Annotated in this window: 12 protein-coding genes; 3 read left to right on the top strand and 9 right to left on the bottom strand. The window is 51.6% G+C overall.

Annotated elements, in window-relative coordinates; translation table 11 throughout:
• Positions 1-91: 91 nt before the first annotated feature.
• The 6 genes from A3848_RS30775 to A3848_RS30750 all read right to left on the bottom strand — a co-directional run bounded on the left by A3848_RS30775 (position 92) and on the right by A3848_RS30750 (position 12,526).
• Entirely contained in the window at positions 92-3,607 is a 3,516-nt protein-coding gene (locus A3848_RS30775) for a carbohydrate-binding domain-containing protein (RefSeq protein ID WP_074088827.1), read from the bottom strand.
• 170 nt (positions 3,608-3,777) lie between these two features.
• Positions 3,778-5,325, bottom strand: a complete 1,548-nt coding sequence (locus tag A3848_RS30770; RefSeq protein ID WP_074088826.1) for an ABC transporter substrate-binding protein — start codon at positions 5,323-5,325, stop codon at positions 3,778-3,780.
• A gap of 53 nt (positions 5,326-5,378) precedes the next feature.
• Positions 5,379-6,281 (bottom strand): carbohydrate ABC transporter permease, encoded by a 903-nt coding sequence (locus A3848_RS30765; protein WP_074088825.1) that lies wholly within the window; start codon positions 6,279-6,281, stop codon positions 5,379-5,381.
• A gap of 231 nt (positions 6,282-6,512) precedes the next feature.
• Positions 6,513-7,499, bottom strand: coding sequence for an ABC transporter permease (locus A3848_RS30760; protein WP_178382116.1), 987 nt, complete (start codon positions 7,497-7,499; stop codon positions 6,513-6,515).
• 316 nt (positions 7,500-7,815) lie between these two features.
• On the bottom strand, positions 7,816-10,716 hold the full coding sequence (locus A3848_RS30755) for a beta strand repeat-containing protein (protein ID WP_178382120.1): 2,901 nt from the start codon (positions 10,714-10,716) through the stop codon (positions 7,816-7,818).
• Positions 10,717-11,017: 301 nt separating this feature from the next.
• Positions 11,018-12,526 carry an ABC transporter substrate-binding protein gene (locus A3848_RS30750; protein WP_074088824.1) on the bottom strand — a complete coding sequence of 503 codons (1,509 nt, stop codon included), beginning with the start codon at positions 12,524-12,526 and terminating at the stop codon, positions 11,018-11,020.
• Positions 12,527-12,653: 127 nt separating this feature from the next.
• On the opposite strand from A3848_RS30750, the gene A3848_RS30745 reads away from it, so the two are divergent.
• The 3 genes from A3848_RS30745 (at position 12,654) to A3848_RS30735 (ending at position 16,458) form a co-directional block, all read left to right on the top strand.
• Entirely contained in the window at positions 12,654-14,510 is a 1,857-nt protein-coding gene (locus A3848_RS30745) for a cache domain-containing sensor histidine kinase (RefSeq protein WP_074088823.1), read from the top strand.
• Positions 14,485-16,104: a response regulator gene (locus A3848_RS30740; RefSeq protein ID WP_083612467.1), complete on the top strand. Its 1,620-nt coding sequence runs from the start codon at positions 14,485-14,487 to the stop codon at positions 16,102-16,104. The genes A3848_RS30745 and A3848_RS30740 overlap by 26 nt, the downstream gene beginning before the upstream one ends.
• A 63-nt stretch (positions 16,105-16,167) precedes the next feature.
• Positions 16,168-16,458, top strand: coding sequence for an alpha/beta-type small acid-soluble spore protein (locus A3848_RS30735; protein ID WP_074088821.1), 291 nt, complete (start codon positions 16,168-16,170; stop codon positions 16,456-16,458).
• A 106-nt stretch (positions 16,459-16,564) separates the two neighbouring features.
• Here the strand turns inward: A3848_RS30735 and A3848_RS30730 are convergent, their stop codons facing one another.
• From A3848_RS30730 to A3848_RS30720, 3 genes are all read right to left on the bottom strand, one after another.
• Positions 16,565-17,311, bottom strand: coding sequence for a protein-glutamine gamma-glutamyltransferase (locus tag A3848_RS30730; RefSeq protein ID WP_256701660.1), 747 nt, complete (start codon positions 17,309-17,311; stop codon positions 16,565-16,567).
• Between the two features lie 49 nt (positions 17,312-17,360).
• Positions 17,361-18,614, bottom strand: coding sequence for a PucR family transcriptional regulator (locus tag A3848_RS30725; protein WP_083606971.1), 1,254 nt, complete (start codon positions 18,612-18,614; stop codon positions 17,361-17,363).
• 213 nt (positions 18,615-18,827) lie between these two features.
• A complete protein-coding gene (locus A3848_RS30720) occupies positions 18,828-21,185 on the bottom strand; it encodes an ABC transporter permease (protein WP_074088819.1) in 2,358 nt (785 codons plus the stop codon).
• Positions 21,186-21,187 lie beyond the last annotated feature (2 nt).

Raw genomic sequence — 21,187 nt, 5'->3', positions numbered from 1 at the left:
TTAGCTTCTGCAGGGAGGCAGAAGCTAAGCTTTACAGCATCTCATCAGATATCAGTCCAGATTAATAGCTCTACAGCGTCTTCATCAGCTTTCAATCCAGACTAATACTTAGTGTCTCGCTCAATTTGTTATTCTCCTTGTTCATCTCCTCATACCTCCAGATATCATTCACGAAGAAGGTGATGGTGAAGCCGCCTATGGTCGGAACTGTCCATTTGGGCGTGCCTTGGGCGCTGCTGTTGGCGGTCAGGGTAACCTCTTCTCCAGGCTGGATCACTGTATTGTTCGTGTCCGACCAGGATACGACACCGCCGTTGACGGAGAAGGCACCGCCCGTAATTTGACCCAATCCCGTGGAGGTGTTCAGCGGGGTCGGGCGCACTCCGATATTTTTCACCTTGGCCCAGAAGATTAAGGAATCCCCGAGTTGCGGCGTGGTATGGGAGGATGGAGTGCCATCGCTGTTCACGATATTCCAGCCGATATCTGTAACGATCAGGTCCGCAAGCGGTGCCGGAAGGGTGGCCTCGTAGCTCTCGAACTCGAACCCATGGACCATCACCAGCCCGTTGGTCCCCTTGATCTCGATCCGGTGCAGCCCGTACTCCAGACCGGCAAGCTCATAGACGATCCGGTTCTCTCCCTCAATGCCAGCCTGAGGAATGACTACGGTCTGTATATATTGCCCATCGACGTAGACATCAGCGCTGCCCATATCGCTTTTGATATCCGATCTCCAGCGGACCCCGATGCCCCTGAAATTGAACGTTGCTGTGGCGTCAGGTGCATAGGTCACGTGAGAGACACCGTTGGAAGCGGTCGTAAATCCGGTATAGTCGATATAAGGATGATTATGCTCTGCGGTATACCAGGCCGAGACCGGAACATATGCGCCTTCCTCAAGCTTGAAATAATCGAGGTTAGCGCCGTTTCCGGCGGAGGTAAAGCTGATCATGTTATACCCCGGCTGGAGCGTAATGCCATATTGCCTCGCGGTAAAGTTGCTGTTCCAGCTTCCGGTGGACGGCAGCGTCACGGTCGTTTGCTTTTGTCCGTTAATGAGGATATTTTTCTTCGACTCCTGATTGGAAGCGTATGCAATAGTTAAAGTGTAGCTTCCGCCGCTCTCGGAATAGAATCCCTGAATCGTCAATCCGCCGGCATGGGTCTGCTCCACAACCCTTCCTCCAGAAGCGCTGCTGTAGTAGCCGATTTTGAGCGGCGGGGCAAAGGACGTGGCTTCGGCCTCGAATTTGGTTGGATCTCCAGCCACATGCGGCGTAATCGGCATCGGCAGTGTGGTTGCGGATACGGCTGCGGTCAACGGCGAGACGTTGCCGAAATCATCCACGGCCTGAACCCTGTAGCTATATACGGTCTCAGGAGCTACCGTGTAGTCATTGTAAAACGTAATCCGGCCCGGAACGGTCATCACCGGTTCTGCTCTATCATCCCGGTACACATTGTAGCTGACAACCCTGTCGTTGTCGGTCGAGGCATTCCAGGTCACCTTCACCTGCTCATGGCTTACTGCCACCGCGGCCGGACTGGTTGGAGCCGTTGGCGAAGTGGTCTCTAGCTCATCGAGAATATACTGGACGGTTTCACCAGCGCCCAGGGTAACCGAGAGCGTAAGGTCCGGCGCTGCCGTAAGCTGGACATTGGAGTGGGCGGCGGCATAGGTATCGCCCGGTCCAAACCGTTCTCCGGCATACTGCCCGCTGCCGGGCATGGTGACCCTCACCTGCATCGTCACGGGCTGCGTCTCAAAGTTCACGAAATTCAGCAGAATTTTGTCTGCAGAAGCCCCTATGGCCGAGGTGCCCAGCGCTGAGGTATCAACCGCGCGGAAATACGCTTTTTTCTCATTCAGTTCAGATGGATTCAGGATCTCGTAGCTGAGCGGGCGCCCGTGGGTGGCATACGCAGCGGCCAGCCTGCGGAACGTCTTCAGCCGCGTTTCACCAAGCTCATTACTGTTCGCGGCTACAGCTACCGTATCCTCGAAGCGGTGTGTATTCCAGTTGATCGCGGAATCAAATAATCCGAACTCGGTCCCGTCATTGAAGAAGGCCGCATGCTGCATGATATGATCGACATAGCCGATATCTCCGCGAAGCTCCCGGTCAAAGGCGGAAGCGAACCTGTACGCATAGGTGCCGTATTTCGTACTGTCGGAATGATTGTCATTGCTGCCGGTTTCACTCATGGCCATCTCTTTGCCAAAGCCCTCATCCGCTTCATGATACACCTGCAGATTCTCATACAAGCTGCCGCCCGGCAGCGGCTGGACACCGGTTCCGCCATAGCTGTGGCCGTTCGTCACATCTGAAAGCGCTTCAATTTCTTCGCGCTGGGCAGCGTCCCGCTCCCACCCGTCAGGAATTCCGTTATATGGCCAATAGGCCCAGCCGGGCGCCACAATTTTCAGATAGGGCTGGGTGTTGGTCTGGCGCTCCTCATCCATCAGCTCATGAATGGCCAATATGGATGCCCGGGACCAGCCGAATAATCCGGGTTCGTTGCCTGTCTCCGCGTATTGGTACAAATCCCCGAATTTACTGACAAAAGCGGCATAATAACTCCTCAAAGCCGTGCTGATCGTACCGCCCGCCAGATCCGCATTGTTCTTCCAGTTGCCTCCGATAATATTGACCATTGGCGTAAGGTTCAGATCACGCATCGTCGCCAGATAGTTCCGCCCCTGCGGGTCCCAGCCTGCGCTCGTATCCGACCAGAAGGAGGCGCGCATCCAATTGCCGCTGTAGGCGATGCCCATCCATTTGGTCATGGGCGCCAGATGGCGGATCGCGTTCTCATCATATTTGAAGGTATTTGCGGCAAGCGTAGTTCCCAGATGTACATACCGCCCATGTATCGGTTCATCCGCCTGCTGAGGCCGGGATTTCAGCTTGATATAATCCCATTCGAACCATAAATAGGAGTCTCCGTTATAACCGGGAGCCTGGGGGTCCGCATACAGTCCGCGGTCGACCACCAGCTTAAGCACGTTTGAGCCAATATGAAGCTGCTCTTTGGGAATATACAGTCTGTAGGTTTGTTTCCAGGTATGCTCCAGAGAGGTTTCGCCGTTATTCAGACCTGTGATTTGAATCAATCCGCTCATGAGGCCATTTGTGAACACGGCAAGCTGGGGAATCGCGGTGCTTGCATCAATCACCTTGAAGCTGAGCTCGGCTCCATACTGGGGAACCGCCGCCAATTCAAACGTAAAATTCATCGTTCCATTGACATCGGCCTTCATTCCTTTGGGGATCGTATTATAGCTGCAAGCTGGAAGAGGCAGGGCAAAATCGTTATACACATTATTGTAAACTGTAAATTCAGCAGAGCTGTCGTCCGGCTCGCCTACCTGCCACAGCAAGCCCGATGGATTATAGGTGGCGGTTGTGGCGGTCACCGGCAGCGAAGCCTTGGAGGCTCTACTTGAGCCAGACTCTTGTTTTACTTTCACCACAGGACCCGAAATTTGCTGTTCTATCGCTGCTATCCCTGGAGGATCAGCGGAAACGCTATGATCATTTGGCATCAAAACCGTCGTCAGCACACAGAACACAAGAGACAGTAACGCTATATTTTTATACATTCGCACATTAACACCCTCTTCTATTCAGAATAGAAACAGGGCCCCCAACTGCTAACTTTTGCGAATAGGAATACCCGACATCCTGGCAAGCGGCCGCTGCAAACTGACAGTAAGAATCAGGGAGGCGGCCGAACTTTACCGGATATCGGGTCTGCTAATCATTCAACATCTTATTTGGCGGCCAAAAATGCATCCATTTGCGACTGAATTTCGCTTATCACGGCATCCAGTCCAGCGGCCTTCAGCTTGCTGTTCATTTCCTTCAGGATCGGCTCAGGATCTTTTTCCCCGGAATAGAGGGTATTCTTATATTGCTTCGTAATGTTGATCAGCGCTCCGATCTGCGACTGTACCTTGGTTGAGTCAAAGACAAATCCGATCACCGGGGATACCTTGGAGTTTTTATTCCAGTCGGTATAGAGCTGCACGCGTTTGGGATCTTCATCCTTGTTCAGGTAGTTCAGCAGCACATTCCCGATCATCCACGAGGATACAGAGTTGTAGCCGCTGTCCGGAATAAATTCAACCGTGTTGTCGCCTACCTTCTTATAATGCTTGCCTTCAATCCCGAAGGTTAACAGGTTATACAGGACGGGATCGGTATGAATCAGGTTCATGAACATCATGGCCCGCTCCGGGTTTTTGGAGGTTCTGGAGATGGCGAGCATGGAGCCCTGCAGGCTTTTCGTGCTGACCTGTACCGGCAGGAGGGTTTTGATGATCATCGGTTTCTCCGCGAGACGGGTCCAGTCATTGGTGGACGTTGGATTCATATTGCCGTAGGTGAACCAGGCCTTGCCGCTTTTCACGGCATCCTTCAGCTCTGTTTTGTCCGTAGCGCCATTCTTGTTGATATAGCCCGCTTTGTACCATTCCCGGATCAGCTTTAGCCGTGCGAGTATCTCTGGAGTATCATATTCGTTAAAAACCTTCATCGTCTTGTAATCGAGCAGCGTCGGAATTTCATTACTGCCATCGAGGTCCTCGCTTTCGGGGTACACGGTGAACCAGTTCAGACTGTCGGTATGGTTCATAAAGAGCGGTGTGATGCCCGGTTCTTTCTCCTTAATCGTCTTCAGCATCGGTTCAATATCCTCAAGCTTCGCGATGCTGTTCACATCGAACCCGTACTTGTCGACAATCGCCTTGTCAAAAGCAAAGCCTACCGACTGGCCCAGTTCCTTCTCGGTTGGAACCGCATACAAATGTCCGTTGACGGTAGCGGCCTGCAGGTAAGCCGGATTAATCTGTGCTTTGGTCTCCTTAGCGTAGGTGTCCAGCAGCTCTTCGAGCGGCAGATAAGCGCCCTTGGCGGCATTGGTCATGAAGTTCCAGGTGTAGACCATGTCGAATACTTCGCCGGACTGGATCATCAGATTCACCTTGTCTGCCGGTTTATCCCAGCTAAGCTGATTGATCTTGATCGTGGCGTTAATCTTATCCTTCAGATAATCATTGATCGCCTGTTCTACGGAGGCTACATCCTTATCCGGCCCGCCAGGCAGATAGAGCGATAGCTCCACTTGCTCCAGCACATTTGTCTTTTCAGTGGCTGTGGCTGTAGCTGTATCCGAGGCGGCTGGTGCGGTGGTGCTATCCACCTTTGTCCCGGTCGGCTCAGCTCCGCTGTTGCTGTTATTGCCCCCGCATCCGCTTAGTGAAAGTCCTATCAGCAGTACAAGTGAAAGCAGTAGACCCGTGCCCTTTTTTCCTGCCATAGCTTGTTTCCTCCCCTTGATGGTCAATATATGCTAATCGGATGAATCCGAGGTTAGCCTTTAATGGAGCCCAGCGTCAACCCTTTGATAAAATACCGCTGGAAGAATGGATAGGCCAGCACAATCGGGCCAATGCCGATCAGTGCCATAGCCATGCGGATGGTTTCACCCGGCAGTTTCGCCAGCTCCGTCGCCGAGCCTTGAATCAAAGCCCCGTTGCGGCTCAGGTAGTCCGCCTGGGAGATCATTTTGTACATCAGGTACTGCAGGGAATAGAGGTCTGTGTCCGTAATGAAGATCATGCTGTTGAACCAGTCATTCCAGTAATGCAGGGTGTTGAACAGACCGATCGTAGCGAACACCGGCAGTGACAGCGGGAACACAATCTGGAAGAACGTCCGCAGCTCACCGGCACCGTCAATCTTGGAGGCTTCAATCAGCGCGGGCGGGACACTCATCTGGAAATAGGTCTTCATAATCAGCACATTGAACGGGGACAGCAGCATCGGAATAACCAGGGACCAGATGGAGTTCTTCAGATCCAGCACCTGGGTGTAGACCATATACCAGGGCACCAGCCCGCCGCCGAACAGCATGGTGAAGAAGATCAGGAAGGCGAAGAACCCTCTGTACCGGAAGTCCGTCCGCGAGAGCGGATAGGCATACAACGAAGAGATAAATACGCTGAGCAGCGTGCCGGCAATGGTTACGAAGAACGACACGCCGTAGGCTTTTACAATGACGGTATAGTCCTTAAAGATATAAGCATATGCCTCCAGACTGAACTTCTCGGGGAAAAATTGATACCCGTTCAGCACAATGGAATCGTAGTCGGTAATTGAGATCATGAACACCAGCACAATCGGCAGCAGACAGGTGATCGACAGGATGATAAAAATTATATGGAGTATCACATTCGTCGGCCGGGATATTTCATTATTGGTCACCGGTTCCATCCCCCTTTTCTTCAAAATCCCTCTCCAAAGGTGTTGTTCGTAACTGCGGTGAATGTTTGGACTTCCGGCCGCTGTTATTTTGGTTTTCTCTGATTTGAAACCGCTGCTTGCGGTAGAAATCCAAACCTTGCTTATGCTTACGAAGCCAGCTTTCCTACGGAAAGCTTTCAGGCGGTCGCTATCGCTCCTGCAGTTTCAAACTTCACCTCCGTACTCTCACCTTTCATAGTGTTAAAAAACAGCCTGGTCCTTGTCGACCTTGCGTACGATCCAGTTCGAGCCCAGGACCAGGAAGAAGCCGACGATGGATTGGTATAGACCCGCTGCGGCGGACATGCCCAGGTTGCCCATATTGATCAATGCGTTATAGACGTAGGTATCAATGACGAGTGTCGTCGGATACAGCGCCCCGGAGTTCAGTGTGGTCTGGTAGAAGAGCCCGAAGTCGGAGCGGAAAATCCCGCCGATGGCCAGAATAGTGGTGATGATGATGACCGGGCGGATGAGCGGGATCGTAATATGGAGGATCTGCTTCCATTTGCTGGCCCCGTCGATCAGCGCGGCTTCATAATATTCGTTGTCAATGCCGATAATCGCCGCAAGGTATATGACGCAGCCATACCCTACGCCTTTCCAGAGGTTGATCAGCGGCAGAATAAACGGCCAATACTTTGGCTCGGAATACCAGTTCAGCTCATTCAGCCCAAACATCGCCAGAATGCCTTTGTTCATGAAACCGTATTCAACATTCAGAAAAGCGAACACGAGGTAGCTCACCACCACCATCGACAGGAAATACGGAAAGAACATAATACTCTGATAAAATTTGGCGGCCAGCTTATTCTTCAGCTCATTCAGGGCAATCGCGATGGATACCGCTATCACCAGGTTGAGAATGATGAACACAAAATTGTACAGCACCGTATTACGGGTAATGATCCAGGCATCCGATGTGGCGAACAGAAACTTGAAATTATCCATCCCCACCCATGGGCTTCCGAGTATCCCGTCTACGTAGTTAATATTTTTGAAGGCTATGATGATCCCGAACATCGGCAGGTAGTTGTTAATGAGCAGGAAAATCACACCCGGCAGCAGCATCAGCAGCAGCACCTTGTGCTTCAGCAAATGCCCCAGCATGGAGCTTCTTTTCGCATGTATCCGCACTGGCAACCGCTGCCCGGTGTCCAGCGCGTTTCTTTTCTCATGAGTGATCATCGCTTACGCCTCCTGATTCCTTCAGCAGTCTCTCTTTTCCATGTTTCAAGTGTACCCGGAGAGCGGCAGATGCTAAATAAGGTCATCTATAATAAAAGTTCGATAATCTACAGAGTTTGGTGATAGCTGCTTCCAGGCAAGTGGAAACGACGGCTACACTGTCCTTATAAGGACGGCATCCGTTTCAGCGAGAAAGAGAAGGATAATTTATAGCGAGAAACATATACATTCTTATCTTTCAAAAAAGAGGCCTTCACCCCATGGATGTCGGCCCCTTTTGGCTGCAGCTAATAACTCAGTTCTTCTTATGACAGCATTAGATAAATCTGTGGACGGACCAGATCACGCCCGAGGAGGCGCCTCCCAGATTAAGCGGAACCGTTAAACCATCCGCCTCATAGAAGAGGCCGATCACATCTCCTGCTGTCAGATCAAACTCACCCGTCAAGGTGACTGTACCGTTGCCCAAGATCGTTCTCAGGGTCAACAGCAGGGCAATGTTCACATTCAGCAGAGGGAACAGTCCGGTTACCAAATCTGTAGTCACAGGAGAAGTTCTCCGGATCACAAATGCCGGGTTGATCCCCGCCCCTAACGCAACCGAAATGGCTGCAGTGGTAGAGTAGTTAATGGTAGCTTCAAAAGAGTACCGGCCCGTAACCGGGACCGTGTAGTTCCCCGTTGTTTCGTTAAACGAGGCGCTGTCGTAATACGGTGACGTCACCGTCCAGCCGGCAAGCTGAGTACTTGCACTGGTTGAAAATGTTGGCAGAAGCCCAGAGAACCCTTCCGCTGCAACATTTGGCCCAGTGGCTCCAGTGGCTCCCGTTACTCCGGTCGCTCCTGTCACACCCGTAGCTCCAGTGGCTCCCGTTACCCCGGTCGCTCCTGTCACGCCTGCAACCCCAGTTGCTCCGGTTTCACCAGTCGCTCCTGTCACACCCGTAGCTCCAGTGGCTCCCGTTACCCCGGTCGCTCCTGTCACGCCTGCAACCCCAGTTGCTCCGGTTTCTCCGGTCGCTCCTGTCACACCCGTAGCTCCAGTGGCTCCAGTTTCACCTGTCGCTCCTGTCACACCCGCAACCCCAGTGGCTCCGGTTTCACCGGTCGCTCCTGTCACGCCCGTAGCTCCAGTGGCTCCGGTTTCACCTGTCGCACCTGTCACACCCGTAGCTCCAGTGGCTCCCGTTACCCCGGTCGCTCCTGTCACACCCGCAACCCCAGTTGCTCCGGTTTCACCAGTCGCTCCCGTCACGCCTGTAGCTCCAGTGGCTCCCGTTACCCCGGTCGCTCCTGTCACGCCTGTAGCTCCAGCTGCTCCGGTTTCACCAGTCGCTCCTGTCACACCTGTAGCTCCAGTGGCTCCGGTTTCACCAGTCGCTCCTGTCACACCCGTAGCTCCAGTGGCTCCGGTTACCCCAGTCGCCCCTGTCACACCCGTAGCTCCAGTGGCTCCCGTTACCCCGGTCGCTCCTGTCACGCCTGTAGCTCCAGTGGCTCCGGTTACCCCGGTCGCTCCTGTCACACCTGTAGCTCCAGTGGCTCCCGTTTCACCTGTCGCTCCTGTCAAACCCGTAGCTCCAGTGGCTCCCGTTACCCCGGTCGCACCTGTCACACCCGTAGCTCCAGTGGCTCCCGTTACCCCGGTCGCTCCTGTCACGCCTGCAACCCCAGTGGCTCCGGTTTCACCAGTCGCTCCTGTCACGCCTGCAACCCCAGTTGCTCCGGTTTCACCAGTCGCTCCTGTCACGCCTGTAGCTCCAGTGGCTCCGGTTTCACCAGTCGCTCCTGTCACACCCGTAGCTCCAGTGGCTCCCGTTACCCCGGTCACTCCTGTCACGCCTGTAGCTCCAGTGGCTCCGGTTTCTCCTGTCGCTCCTGTCACGCCTGTAGCTCCAGTGGCTCCCGTTACCCCGGTCGCTCCCGTCACACCTGCAACCCCAGTTGCTCCGGTTTCTCCGGTCGCTCCTGTCACACCTGCAACCCCAGTTGCTCCGGTTTCACCAGTCGCTCCTGTCACGCCTGTAGCTCCCGTTACCCCGGTCGCTCCTGTCACACCTGCAACCCCAGTTGCTCCGGTTTCACCAGTCGCTCCTGTCACGCCCGCAGCTCCAGTGGCTCCCGTTACCCCGGTCGCTCCTGTCACGCCTGCAACCCCAGTGGCTCCGGTTTCACCAGTCGCTCCTGTCACACCCGTAGCTCCAGTGGCTCCGGATTCACCTGTCGCACCTGTCACACCCGTAGCTCCAGTGGCTCCCGTTACCCCGGTCGCTCCTGTCACGCCTGCAACCCCAGTGGCTCCGGTTTCTCCGGTCGCTCCTGTCACGCCCGTAGCTCCAGTGGCTCCCGTTTCACCTGTCGCTCCTGTCACACCTGTAGCTCCAGTGGCTCCGGTTTCACCTGTCGCACCTGTCACACCCGTAGCTCCAGTGGCTCCCGTTACACCAGTCGCTCCCGTCACACCTGCAACCCCAGTGGCTCCAGTTTCACCTGTCGCTCCTGTCACACCTGTAGCTCCAATTGCTCCCGTTACCCCGGTCGCTCCTGTCTCGCCTGTTGCTCCAGCGGCTCCGGTTTCACCAGTCGCTCCTGTAGCTCCGGTAGCTCCAGCGGCTCCCGTTTCACCTGTCGCTCCTGTCACACCTGCAACCCCAGTGGCTCCGGTTTCACCAGTCGCTCCTGTCACACCTGTTGCTCCAGAGGCTCCGGTTTCTCCTGTCGCTCCTGTCACACCTGTAGCTCCAGTGGCTCCAGTGGCTCCGGTTACCCCGGTCGCTCCTGTTACTCCTGCAACCCCAGTGGCTCCCGTTTCACCGGTTGCTCCAGTCGCACCGGTAGCACCGGTGATCCCCGTGACTTCTCCCAGCAATTCAGAGGATACCAGACGATGCGCAGCCACTAATTGCCCCGTGCTGCTCTTCCCCCAGAATGAGATCTGTACAGGATCATCTGCCGGGCTTGGACTTGATGTTGTGAAGAGAAACTCAAATGCATCCAAATCAGCAAAATAGCTGTTTGTTACTACTTGATTAGCAGCCAGATTCAAGGATTGGCTGACATACAAATTCCGTACACCACCACTCATATAGTAGCCTTGAATCGAGACTATAGAGGCTTCTGAATCACTCCGGTTGTCAATCCGGACTGTCACTGACTGCGTGGGTCTTGCACCACTGACCGCATTGTTTTCAATGGGGCCCGTTGATAAAAAGGTCATTTCTTCATTCTCCTTTTTCTTTTCCTTGGATTTCACATCTCTGCTGGCACTGCTTAATGGCTTCCAATAATTCTCCCAGGAACTCTAGCAGCACAAAAAGTGATTTATATAGTAATATTCGAACGGCTTACATGCGGTGTGGACGTAAGAACTGTAAGCTTATGCACAACCTGTCTATCCCACTAGGCGACCAGAGACAGCAGCACGGGCTCCAAGTGGACAAGTATCAATAATCGGGCGGTGCGGATTTTCTTAGGGACGAAGCAAAGAGGACTGTCTCCGGGCCATATTAATACGGCCTCTAGAAGCAGTCCTTTCCTGTATCAGAAATAATAGTTGTTCCCCTCCTACTCCTTCCCGCGCTCAACTGGCTCTCCCCCTGCAAAGGAGTGCGGGGATTGAAATTCGGATACATGTACTCCTCACGTTTAAAAGAATAACCGGTAGCCGCAATATCCAGCATCTGATTCAGCCGGTCACTTTCCGCGCGCAGGCCTTCGCCCACGCTAATGCCGCCGGAAAGGATCTGTAGATAGAGCTGCATACGGGGCCGGTCGCCCGAGTCCCGGGGTTCCACCGAGACGGTATTCGGATCGTACTGGTCCATAATCTGCGGAGCCAGCGGATAAATGGACTCCTCAGCCGTCGGGTAAAACTCCTTGAAATGGCCCAGCCCCGGAACCAGGCCCGGAAGATCTGCGATCCCGTCTACCACCGGCAGGGCCAAGGCCTGCTGGAACAGAATGGTCAGAAAAGCTTCAGACTGGAGAAACTTCCATACCTTCACCGCCGCTTCCAAGTCAGGTGCGCTGCTGTTTACCGCCAGCGGCGAATGCGGAATCATCATAAGCGCGCCGCTGCCCTTCTTCGCCGAAGTCATTACAGGCGGCAGAGCCACCCCCCAATCATCCTTAGGCATATATTCCTGCAATTTCACATAATCTTTGCTGGTTGCATACATCATGCCGATGTTGCCGTCGGCGAACTGCCTGAGCGCACCGTTCCGCTTCAGCAGAGTCTCTCCGGGATACAGGCTGCCCTCTGCTTTCATATCCAGCAGCATTTGCAGCCAGGTAGCATATACACTCAGATCATAACGTCCGGTCTGGTAATTATAGAGATACACCCCGCTGTAGGTATTGGACATTTCCAGCCCCGTCTGCAGACTGTCCTGGCTGTCTCCGGCGGCCAGCGCGAAGCCGTATTTGTTCACGCCGACCCCGGCGCGGCTAATCCTGGCCGCAGCCTGCTTCACTTCAGCGAAGGTGACAGGCGGATGCTCCGCATCCAGTCCGGCGCTCTGGAATAGCTGCTTATTATAGATCAGGCGCACGGTCTCAATACTGGAGGGCAGGAAATAGATCCCTCCCTTAAACAGAGAGCTGCGTGCGTAATCTCTAGCCCACTTTGGAAATCTGTTCAGATCCGCAGGGTCCAGATAAGAGTTCAGATTGGCCAGATACCCCTTGTTCACATAGGTAGCCAGCCAACTGTTATCCACGCTGAACACATCCGGCCCCTGACCCGAAGTCATCAGCATGTTGAGCGTGTCATCGTAGGCATCCGTGGACAGATTCATCATTACAATTTCAATATGGTCCGGATTGCTCTGATTAAATTTCCGGATCGCGTTCTTCACCTCCAGATTCTCTGTCCAGTCGTACAGCGCAATCCGTACTTGAACCGGGGGAGCCGCCTCAGGTACCAGCTCTGAATTAAACTCCACCAGCAGCGGACGGTCATAGGCGATGGCATATACGATAAGCCCGCATAGCAACAGGCCGAAGATATAGAATAACAGCCGTTTCATCCCTCACCTCCTGCGTTGACAGCGTAACGCGCCCGTTTTACAATGTATACCATCTATTGAATGGTATTTTCCATTAATACCCGTTAAATGGCAAGCGAAGATTATCCGCAGTGTGAAGGGGGCTCAGATGAAGAAATTATTCGATACTCTGTCCAAAACCCTCTTCTTATACAACTTCAGCATCCGCAGCAGACTTATCCTCTACTTCCTCTTTCTCGTCCTTCTACCGACCACCATTATCTCCGTTACGGTATATAACAAATCAGCGGATATTATCACCCGCAATGTCAATACATCAATCGAAAACAACCTGAATCTGGTTCAGGATAATCTTGCTCAGCGTTTCGCCGCTGCGGATCAATCCATGATTTCTCTATACCTCAATACGGAGTTCGCCGACCTGATCTCCGCCAACCGACCGACAGACAGCACAGGAATTATTAATGAGCTGGCTGCGCTGAGCAGAATCCTGGAGAGCTTTCCCGGCAGCGGAACCTCCGGAAGCAGCTTCGTCCCTATGCTATATATGCTGAACCGTCCGGAATATACGCAGTATAATTTCTCAAGACGGGTGTTTAATATCGACCAGATTTCACTGAAGCCGTGGTATTTGGGCATTCCGGCCAAATCCGACTTCACGGTGGTTGGGCTCAGCTCCCTGGATTCCAAGTTCACCCTTAAATTTGCAAAGCGCCTGTTTGGCATCCGGCATGCCCAACTGCCCTATGTAGGCCTCCTTACCATTGATATTCCCGTGACAGAATTCGATAATCTGCTGGAACACTACAAACCTACGGCAGGCAGCCGGATTTACATCGCCGACCAGACCGGAACAATTGCAGTCAGCCCGGACACGTCACTCCTTGGACAGAACATCAGTACCCAAGATTATTACCGCTACATGAAGTTCCCTGAAGGCAGCAGCGGCACCCTCCATTCCTTCCGTCAGGTGATCGGGGGAGAGAAGATGCTGGTCTCCTATACCCAAATACCGGAAACCGGCTGGACGATTCTTTCCTTCTCACCCGTGAGCGAGCTTAATGGAGAGCTAGCCTCCTTTCAGCGTGTCATGTACATCGTCATCGGTATCTGTATGCTGATCTCACTCATGATGGCTCTGCTGTTGTCGGAGAATATCTCCGCTCCCATCCGCAAATTCATTCAGTCCATGTCCCATGCCGAGAGCGGCAACTTCAATATCATTATCCGCTACCGGCGCAAAGACGAATTTTCCTATTTGTTCAACCGCTACAATAAGCTGCTGCAGCAGATCAAAGCGCTGATCGATAAGCTCTATGTGACCGAATTACGCAAAAAAGAAGCCGAGCTTAAAACCCTTCAGGCTCAGATCAATCCGCATTTCCTATATAACACGCTGGATTCAATCAACTGGATTGCCATCAATCATGGCATTCCCGAGATCAGCAATATGGTAACCTCGCTGTCCGACTTCTTCCGCTACAGCCTGAGCAAAGGCCGGAATATTATCCCGCTGCGCGATGAGCTGCGGCAGGTGGACAGCTACCTGCAGATTCAGCAGTTCCGCTTCCAGGATAAGCTGGAGTATGAGCTGGAGGAGACCGACCCCCGGGTGCTGGAGGAATGTCTGGTAGTCAAGCTCAGTCTTCAGCCGCTCGTAGAGAACTCCATTATCCATGGAATCCAGAAGCGGCGGGGAAAAGGCAAAATCCGCATCCGGGTGGAGCGGTCTGGAGACCTTCTCTGTGTGTCCGTCTTTGACGATGGGGCAGGTGCAGATCCAGAGCGGCTGAATCAGTTGCTGACGGATCAGCATCCGGGGAATCAATCCTACGGCATCCGTAATGTGCATACCCGAATCCAGCAGTTTTTCGGCGAATCTTACGGCATCCGGTATTATGCCAATACCGAAGACCAGAGCGGCCTCCTGGCCCTAGTCCGGTTTCCGGTTGTGACTACATGGAACGAGGTGATGGAAGATGTTGACGATGATCGTAGCGGATGATGAGCCGTTTATCCGCAGAAGTCTGATCCATGTATTCAACTGGCAGGAGGAGTTCGGCATCGAGATCATCGGTGAGGCCTCAGACGGGCAGGAGGCTTATGAGTTATGTATGGAGCTTCAGCCTGATATTTTATTCACGGATATTATGATGCCCATGCTGGGGGGCCTGGAGGTGGCAGAGAAGCTGAAGGCCGGGAATTGCCGGACCCGAATCATTATTATCAGCGGCGCCCAGGATTTCTCCTATGCCCAAACTGCCCTGAAGGTCAATGCCGAGGGGTATATTCTGAAGCCAGTCAAATTGCCCGAGCTGCGGGAGGTCTTTCATGAAGTCGTCAACCGGCTGCGTCAGGAGAAAGACCACCAGATGAATGTCGAGCAGTTGAAGAAGCAAGTAGAGAACCACATGCCGCTGATCCGCGAGAAATTCCTCCGGAACTGGGTGGGGGGACTATACCGGGATGAACGGGAGCTCTGGGAGAAGATCAGTGATTTCCGGCTTCCCTTTGAACAGGGGGATGTCCTGACGGCAGGCGTGCTCCAGCTGGATGATTATGAGACCGCGGTCGGCAAATTCTCGGAGGAAAATAAGCAGCTGCTGTATTTTGCGATCCAGAACATCATCACCGAATGTCTGGAGAGTCCGCCCGGCGGAATCTCTTTTGTCGCCAGCGAAAATGAATTCATCATCATCTTCTGCCCGGATACGTCTGCTTCTTCCCACACTGGCGGCATCGCAAGCCTCTGTGAAAAAATCATGGGCAGCATTCAGCAATATCTGCGGCTGGACGCGTCCGTAGGCATAGGCCGGGCTTGCCCCACCGCAAGTGAGCTTGAGGACTCCTATAAGGATGCGCTGGCCGCGCTGGTGCATACCTTTTATACTGGCCATGGTTCCATTCTGGATATCAAGGATATTCAGTCCGCTACGGAGACATTGCAGAGCACCTTTTTTTATAAATTCCATGCGAGGCTGATGAATGAGCTGAAGGCGGGCCATACCGAAGAAGTCATGGAACTGCTGGAGAAGCTCTTCGACCGGGTGGCCGCCCCCAAGCTGCAAATCGATTATGTGCAGAGCATCTGCGCCGAGATGATTTTTACGTCTGCAAGCGCCCTTTATGAGCTGGATGAGGACATCGAGCAGGTGCTGCAGGACCGGCTGACCATCATGGACACACTCTACAAGCAGAAGAATATATCCGCGCTAAAAGCCTATATGCTCTCGCTATTTTATGATCTCAGCACTTATGTGGCAGGGAAAAACACCTCCAGAAACAGCAAAACCATCAACCGGATCAGAGCCATTGTTCAGGAGGGGTACGCTCATGAGCTGTCCATTGCACGAATTGCCGAGGAGGTCTACCTGACCCCCAACTACATCAGCCTGATCTTCAAAAAAGAAACCGGCGAGACCCTTACGGACTACATTACCAGAATCCGAATCGATAAGGCCAAGGAGCTGCTGCATTCCACAGATCTCAAGGTCATGGAAATTGCTGAACGGGTCGGCTACGAGAATCCCCATTATTTTAGTACAGTATTCAAAAAGATTGTCGGAAAACATCCGCTTAAATACCGCTCCGACAAGTAGCCAGAATGAACAGTTGTCCTTCCGGGCAAATTAAGGGCAAAGACATCAGGGGAGTGAGTCAGGATGGCAAGAAGGAACCGAAGATATGCGGTGCCCGGAGTGGAACAGGGAATGCAGACTTTAAAAGCCAATGTGATGAAGCAGGAAGGCTATACCGTGAATCCGGACCGACCGGATGACGTGAAGTACGAAGTGGCTAAAGAGCTGGGCGTCCCTCTGCAGCACGGTAACAACGGAGCACTGACTACAGAATCGGCCGGTCAGATCGGCGGCAAAATTGGCGGGTCCATGGTTCGGGAAATGATTCGTCTGGCCCAGGAACAGCTGGCGAATACGGAGCAGCAGAACAAGTAATCCTTCATGGGACTAAGCTGGTTATGTTCATTGCATAGCCACCGGTGCTGCTGCCCGCCTGCCTGTTGCAAATACCTTTGAGGCGGGGCAGATGCCCCGTCCTTTTCTATTTAGTGATGTACGATTTGACCCCAATTCTGGAGAAAATCCTCTGATGCGCATCGCCGCTGCCCTTCGAACCCCGCACCGACCGGCTGGACAAGGTCTGCAGATAAGCAAAATCCGGGTGAAGTCCTTCATCCGTGAGATAAGCCGAGGTCCGGCTGCCCGGGACTCTTTCGCGGTTCAGGGACCTAATGATGCCTTCCGCACTTTTAATCCCCAGCCCGTGTCCATAGTAGCTGTCATTACCGAGCAGCACTGTATTTTCCCCCTGCCATTCCGGCTTATCCGGGTCATGGTCCGGGTTCTTGAAATACACGACATCCCCCGGCTGCATTTCTGACGGATCAAAGGTAGTGATCATCCGCAGATTGCTGTCATAGTTCCAATCCCACAGGAACAGGTCCGTAAAATGCTGATTAAACGCATTTTCCCCGATCATATCAATGGTCGCCTTGTAGAGAATCATAACCATCGCCATGGCACATTCGAAAGCGTACAACTGTCCGTTACTAAAAATATCCTGGATTGCCGCCGACGGGGTGACATCGCTGCGAAGCTGGAATCCTCCATTCTCCGTACGTATCCAATATTTTGGGTTGCAGCGGGAATTCTTAAATGTGGAAAAGTCTGTACCGCCAGTATTCATCTCTATGGCTGTTTCAATAATGCGTTCCCTCATCTTCTGTTCGAATCCCGAACCTGGATTATCATATCCAAAGGCCACTATCCATTTCCCCTTTCCTGTCACAATAGATAGGTTATTGTACGTGTCGGGCCTTTGGTTGGTGCACGGCAGTTTAACTCTCCTGAAACCAGGCGTTAACCTGAGCGGTCTCCTCCGTCAGAAGATCCAGATAGATTGAAGTGCGGTAATCCGTTTCCTTGAGGCTTCGGCCTGTAATTTCAGCAATCCGGTTCAGCCGGTACATCAGGGTGTTGGTGTGGATATGCAGAAAGGATGCAGATTCCTTAAGATTCCCGTTCAGCGTCAAATAGACGGCAATGGTTTTGACCAAATCACTTTTGTGTTCACGGTCATGCGCCTTCAGTGGAGAGAGCAGCGAGCTCTTGCGCGTCCGGCTGCGCTTCTGCTCCAGAATGGCCGGAATATACGCCCAGAAGCCGAGATCTTCATACAGCAGCAGGTGATGGGCATGATAAGGCAGCAGTTTTTTGATCTCCAGGATGGTGAGTGCTTCCCGGTATGCAGCCGCAGCCGAAGTATATTCCCGGTAGCCCGGACTGCAGCCTGCTGTCAGAACGCAGCTTTCGCTGCGGCTCAGCTCCTGCAGCAGGTGCTGCACGAACGAAGATAACAGTTCTGTTCCTTCTACCGGAAACAGAAAGGAAAACAGAATAATTAGCCGGTTATGCTCGGCAGTCAGAAACAGCAGGCGCTGATTGGCACCCGCCTCCATCCGTTGGCGGAAACGCTGAACAAAGCGGTCGTCGATCGTCTTGTCACTCTCCAGCACCCCGATATAATAGCTCTCCGGCAACAGGATTGAAGAACCTTCAGCCTCCTGGCGGATACGCGATTCCGTTTCGTAATGCGAGGTCAGCAGCTTCCAGAAGAAATCCTCATGCGCCTTCTCCTGCCTGGTCTTCCAGCCGCGCTGCTTCAGCAGATAACGCCCGGCAATCCCGGCAGCCTTCTCCACAATGCGTTCCGCATGCCCCTCGGCCAGATTGCCTCTGTCCACCACCCAGATATAGCCGAGAATCTCCTGTTGATGCCGGATGCACATCGCCAGCCTTGGCCCAAGCCCTACCTCCATGACTGCCGGAATGCGGATCGGATGCGCGGTGTGCTCAAGCTGATGCATCACGCCTTTTTTGCGCAAGCCGATGATGACCGTATTCGGCACACGCTTACCGATAATAGTGGAGATGCGCGCGGGATCGCTCTCGAACTGGTGGGAGCTGTATCCGATCACGTGATGATTGCTGTCCTCAATCGTCACCTGCGACTGAAGCGATTCGCTGAGGGTATCCGCCAGGGATTCCATACTGTCAAAAAAACGATCAAATGATGGCTCTGAATCTGTCAATGTCCCCACCCCAACCTGAAGAATAGCCGAAATCTTGTACGATAAGTGATTTCATTATATCCCGCAGCTTTGCGGCTGACTATAGGGGATGGTTGCCTGGTGGTCAAGTAGAAACGGGTACCGTTTTTAAAGGACGGCACCCGTTTCTGGCATAAATCGTATTTCCAACTTTGTATTACTCGTCTATTTCAAACTGCTATATTCAGGGGTATCTTACTCACTTACCAGAGCATACGCGGATATTTTACGAATGCGGTAAGTAATCAGCATCGAAGTACAGTAAGAGACAATGACAAGTGCCACTCCAAACAAACTAATCCACGACGTCGCGATAATAAATTGTGCCTTCATAATCCCCATAGCACGCATCGCCACTGACATGAGTGGGTTGGTTAGGGTAAGTCCAGCTGCGCTTCCGAACAATACGCCTATAATGATAGGCGGCAAAAACCCAAGCGAGAGCTGATTCATTAGCTGGAAGGTTGTAAAACCAATCGCTTTTTGTATACCCAGTTCACGTTTCTTACGAATAACCGATGAAATAATAACAAAATACAGAACAAGAATCACAACAACTATGGTTATAACCATCATACCCATACCAAGCTTCGAGACAATCGATATGTACATGCCCATGCCATCGTCCATAATTTTATCCATATCTACTGATGTTACGATTGAATCTCCATAGTCGCTTTCAAGCTTGTTTACAAATTCATCAGCTTTACTATTTTTGTTCAAATAGATTTGCAGGCTCTGCTGTTTAAAGTCCGGGTTCACCTTAAGGATGCCGTCCCATCTTATAGACGCATTCATTCCGCCCATATTCGCACCTTGAGATAGGCCTGTGATCATATATTCGGCCTGCTTAGCGCCGACTTTTATCATTACACGGTCACCGATCTTTTTGTCCATCTTATCCGCTAAGATACCGGCAAGTACAACTTCATTGCTGTGGAGCGGATATCTGCCCTTAAAGACGGTATTCGTTTCTTTTGTAGAAAAATCCTCCATCACATAAGCAGTTACATCATAGTTCTCTATTTTAACTTTGGACTCATCTATATACTGGACTTTTCTTACATTCTTCATGTTTTTAATGTTATCCACAAGCTTTGGTTGTTCCGCATCCGAATTCAAAATAGCCACCGCATTTAAAAGTTCGATTCCGGGAGTCTTTGCAAATGCCTGTGTATCAATGACGGTGTTATAAAACATCACAGCACCAAATGTACTGGCAAAAGATACAGCAGCAAGGATAACTCCAATCATGAAGCTGTGCTTCCTGCTTTGCAGCATGGATTTAAACCCGAGAACAACCGGCAGACTGCCTATTGACTTATGAAGCGGCAAATAATTTTTCCTGAAGTTATGGGTTGTGATTCCGCCTCTTAAGGCTACAATCGGATTAAGCTTACGAATTCGTCCCGAAGAAATGAAAGAGACAATGATAACAACGAATAAAATTGCACTTAGAATAATACTGCTGATTGCTCCATCGAAGCCTTGCACCCACATGAGCCCGGATTGATGTGCAAAAATATCAGAAAGTACTGGCGTTGTTAAATAGGATAACGATATGCCTGCTATACTGCCAACCAAGGCAATAAGCATGTACTGCATTACAATTGACAATATAATTTGTCTGCTGGTATACCCGATCGCCCTTAGAGACCCGATTTTGCTCATATCTTCCTCTATGCTGTTCCCAATTCTGAACCGGACCACAATAAGGCATACGATTGCGATAATAAAAGCGAAAGCCATCGCCATTACCGACACCATACTTGACATAAAAGTACGGGACGTTCTCAACAGTTCTATATCCGAGCTGGACAATGTGCTGGTATCTTCTACCATAGCAAGAGTCGCCTTTTGATCCGTTTGTACTAATTCTCTTATCCCTGTTTCAACTTCATTATTTACTTTATCAAGATCAGCAAAAATAAGAGTTGCACTATATTTGTCACCCAGCTTTTGTACAACTTTTTCATAGGTTTCATGGGGCAAATAAGTTCCTAAATTTATAGTATCAAGAGAACTGAAGAAGGCATCTTCTGTAAATCCTTTTATTGTAAATGTAAGGGCTGCATCATCAAATTTCATTTCAACTTTGTCATTCAGCTTGTATCCACCATCAATATTCAATAGATACGGCACATAAATCGACATTGAATCAGGTGGTAAATGCTCGCCAACAAATTTCCATTTAGAGAAATCACGTTCTTTATCTGCATCATTTAGAATAAAACTAATCTCGCGTGTATCATCATTATAAGGAATGGATGCCTGAGCCCATATTACTTCCTCTTTTTGCATGTTTGATACATTTTTATTATTTCTGATGTACTTATCTACCTCTCCGTTATATAAATGACTTGGCATGATATAATACACATCAGTGGTCTTAAGCTCTTTGGTGACTTTTTCAAAAAAACTGCCAAAATTCACAAACACGAGCGAGCCCGCATTTAACAGCAATCCGGCAATGAGGAACATTAGCAATAGTGAAACCGTGTGTCCTTTGGTTTTTCGTATATTCGCAAAGCTGAGCATAGCTAATTTCCGCAACG

This window comes from Paenibacillus sp. P32E, assembly GCF_001909085.1.
GTDB classification, from domain to species: Bacteria; Bacillota; Bacilli; order Paenibacillales; family Paenibacillaceae; genus Paenibacillus_AQ; species Paenibacillus_AQ helianthi.
The sequence above is the reverse complement of the archived record's forward strand: the minus strand, read 5'-3'. Positions and strand labels throughout refer to the sequence as shown.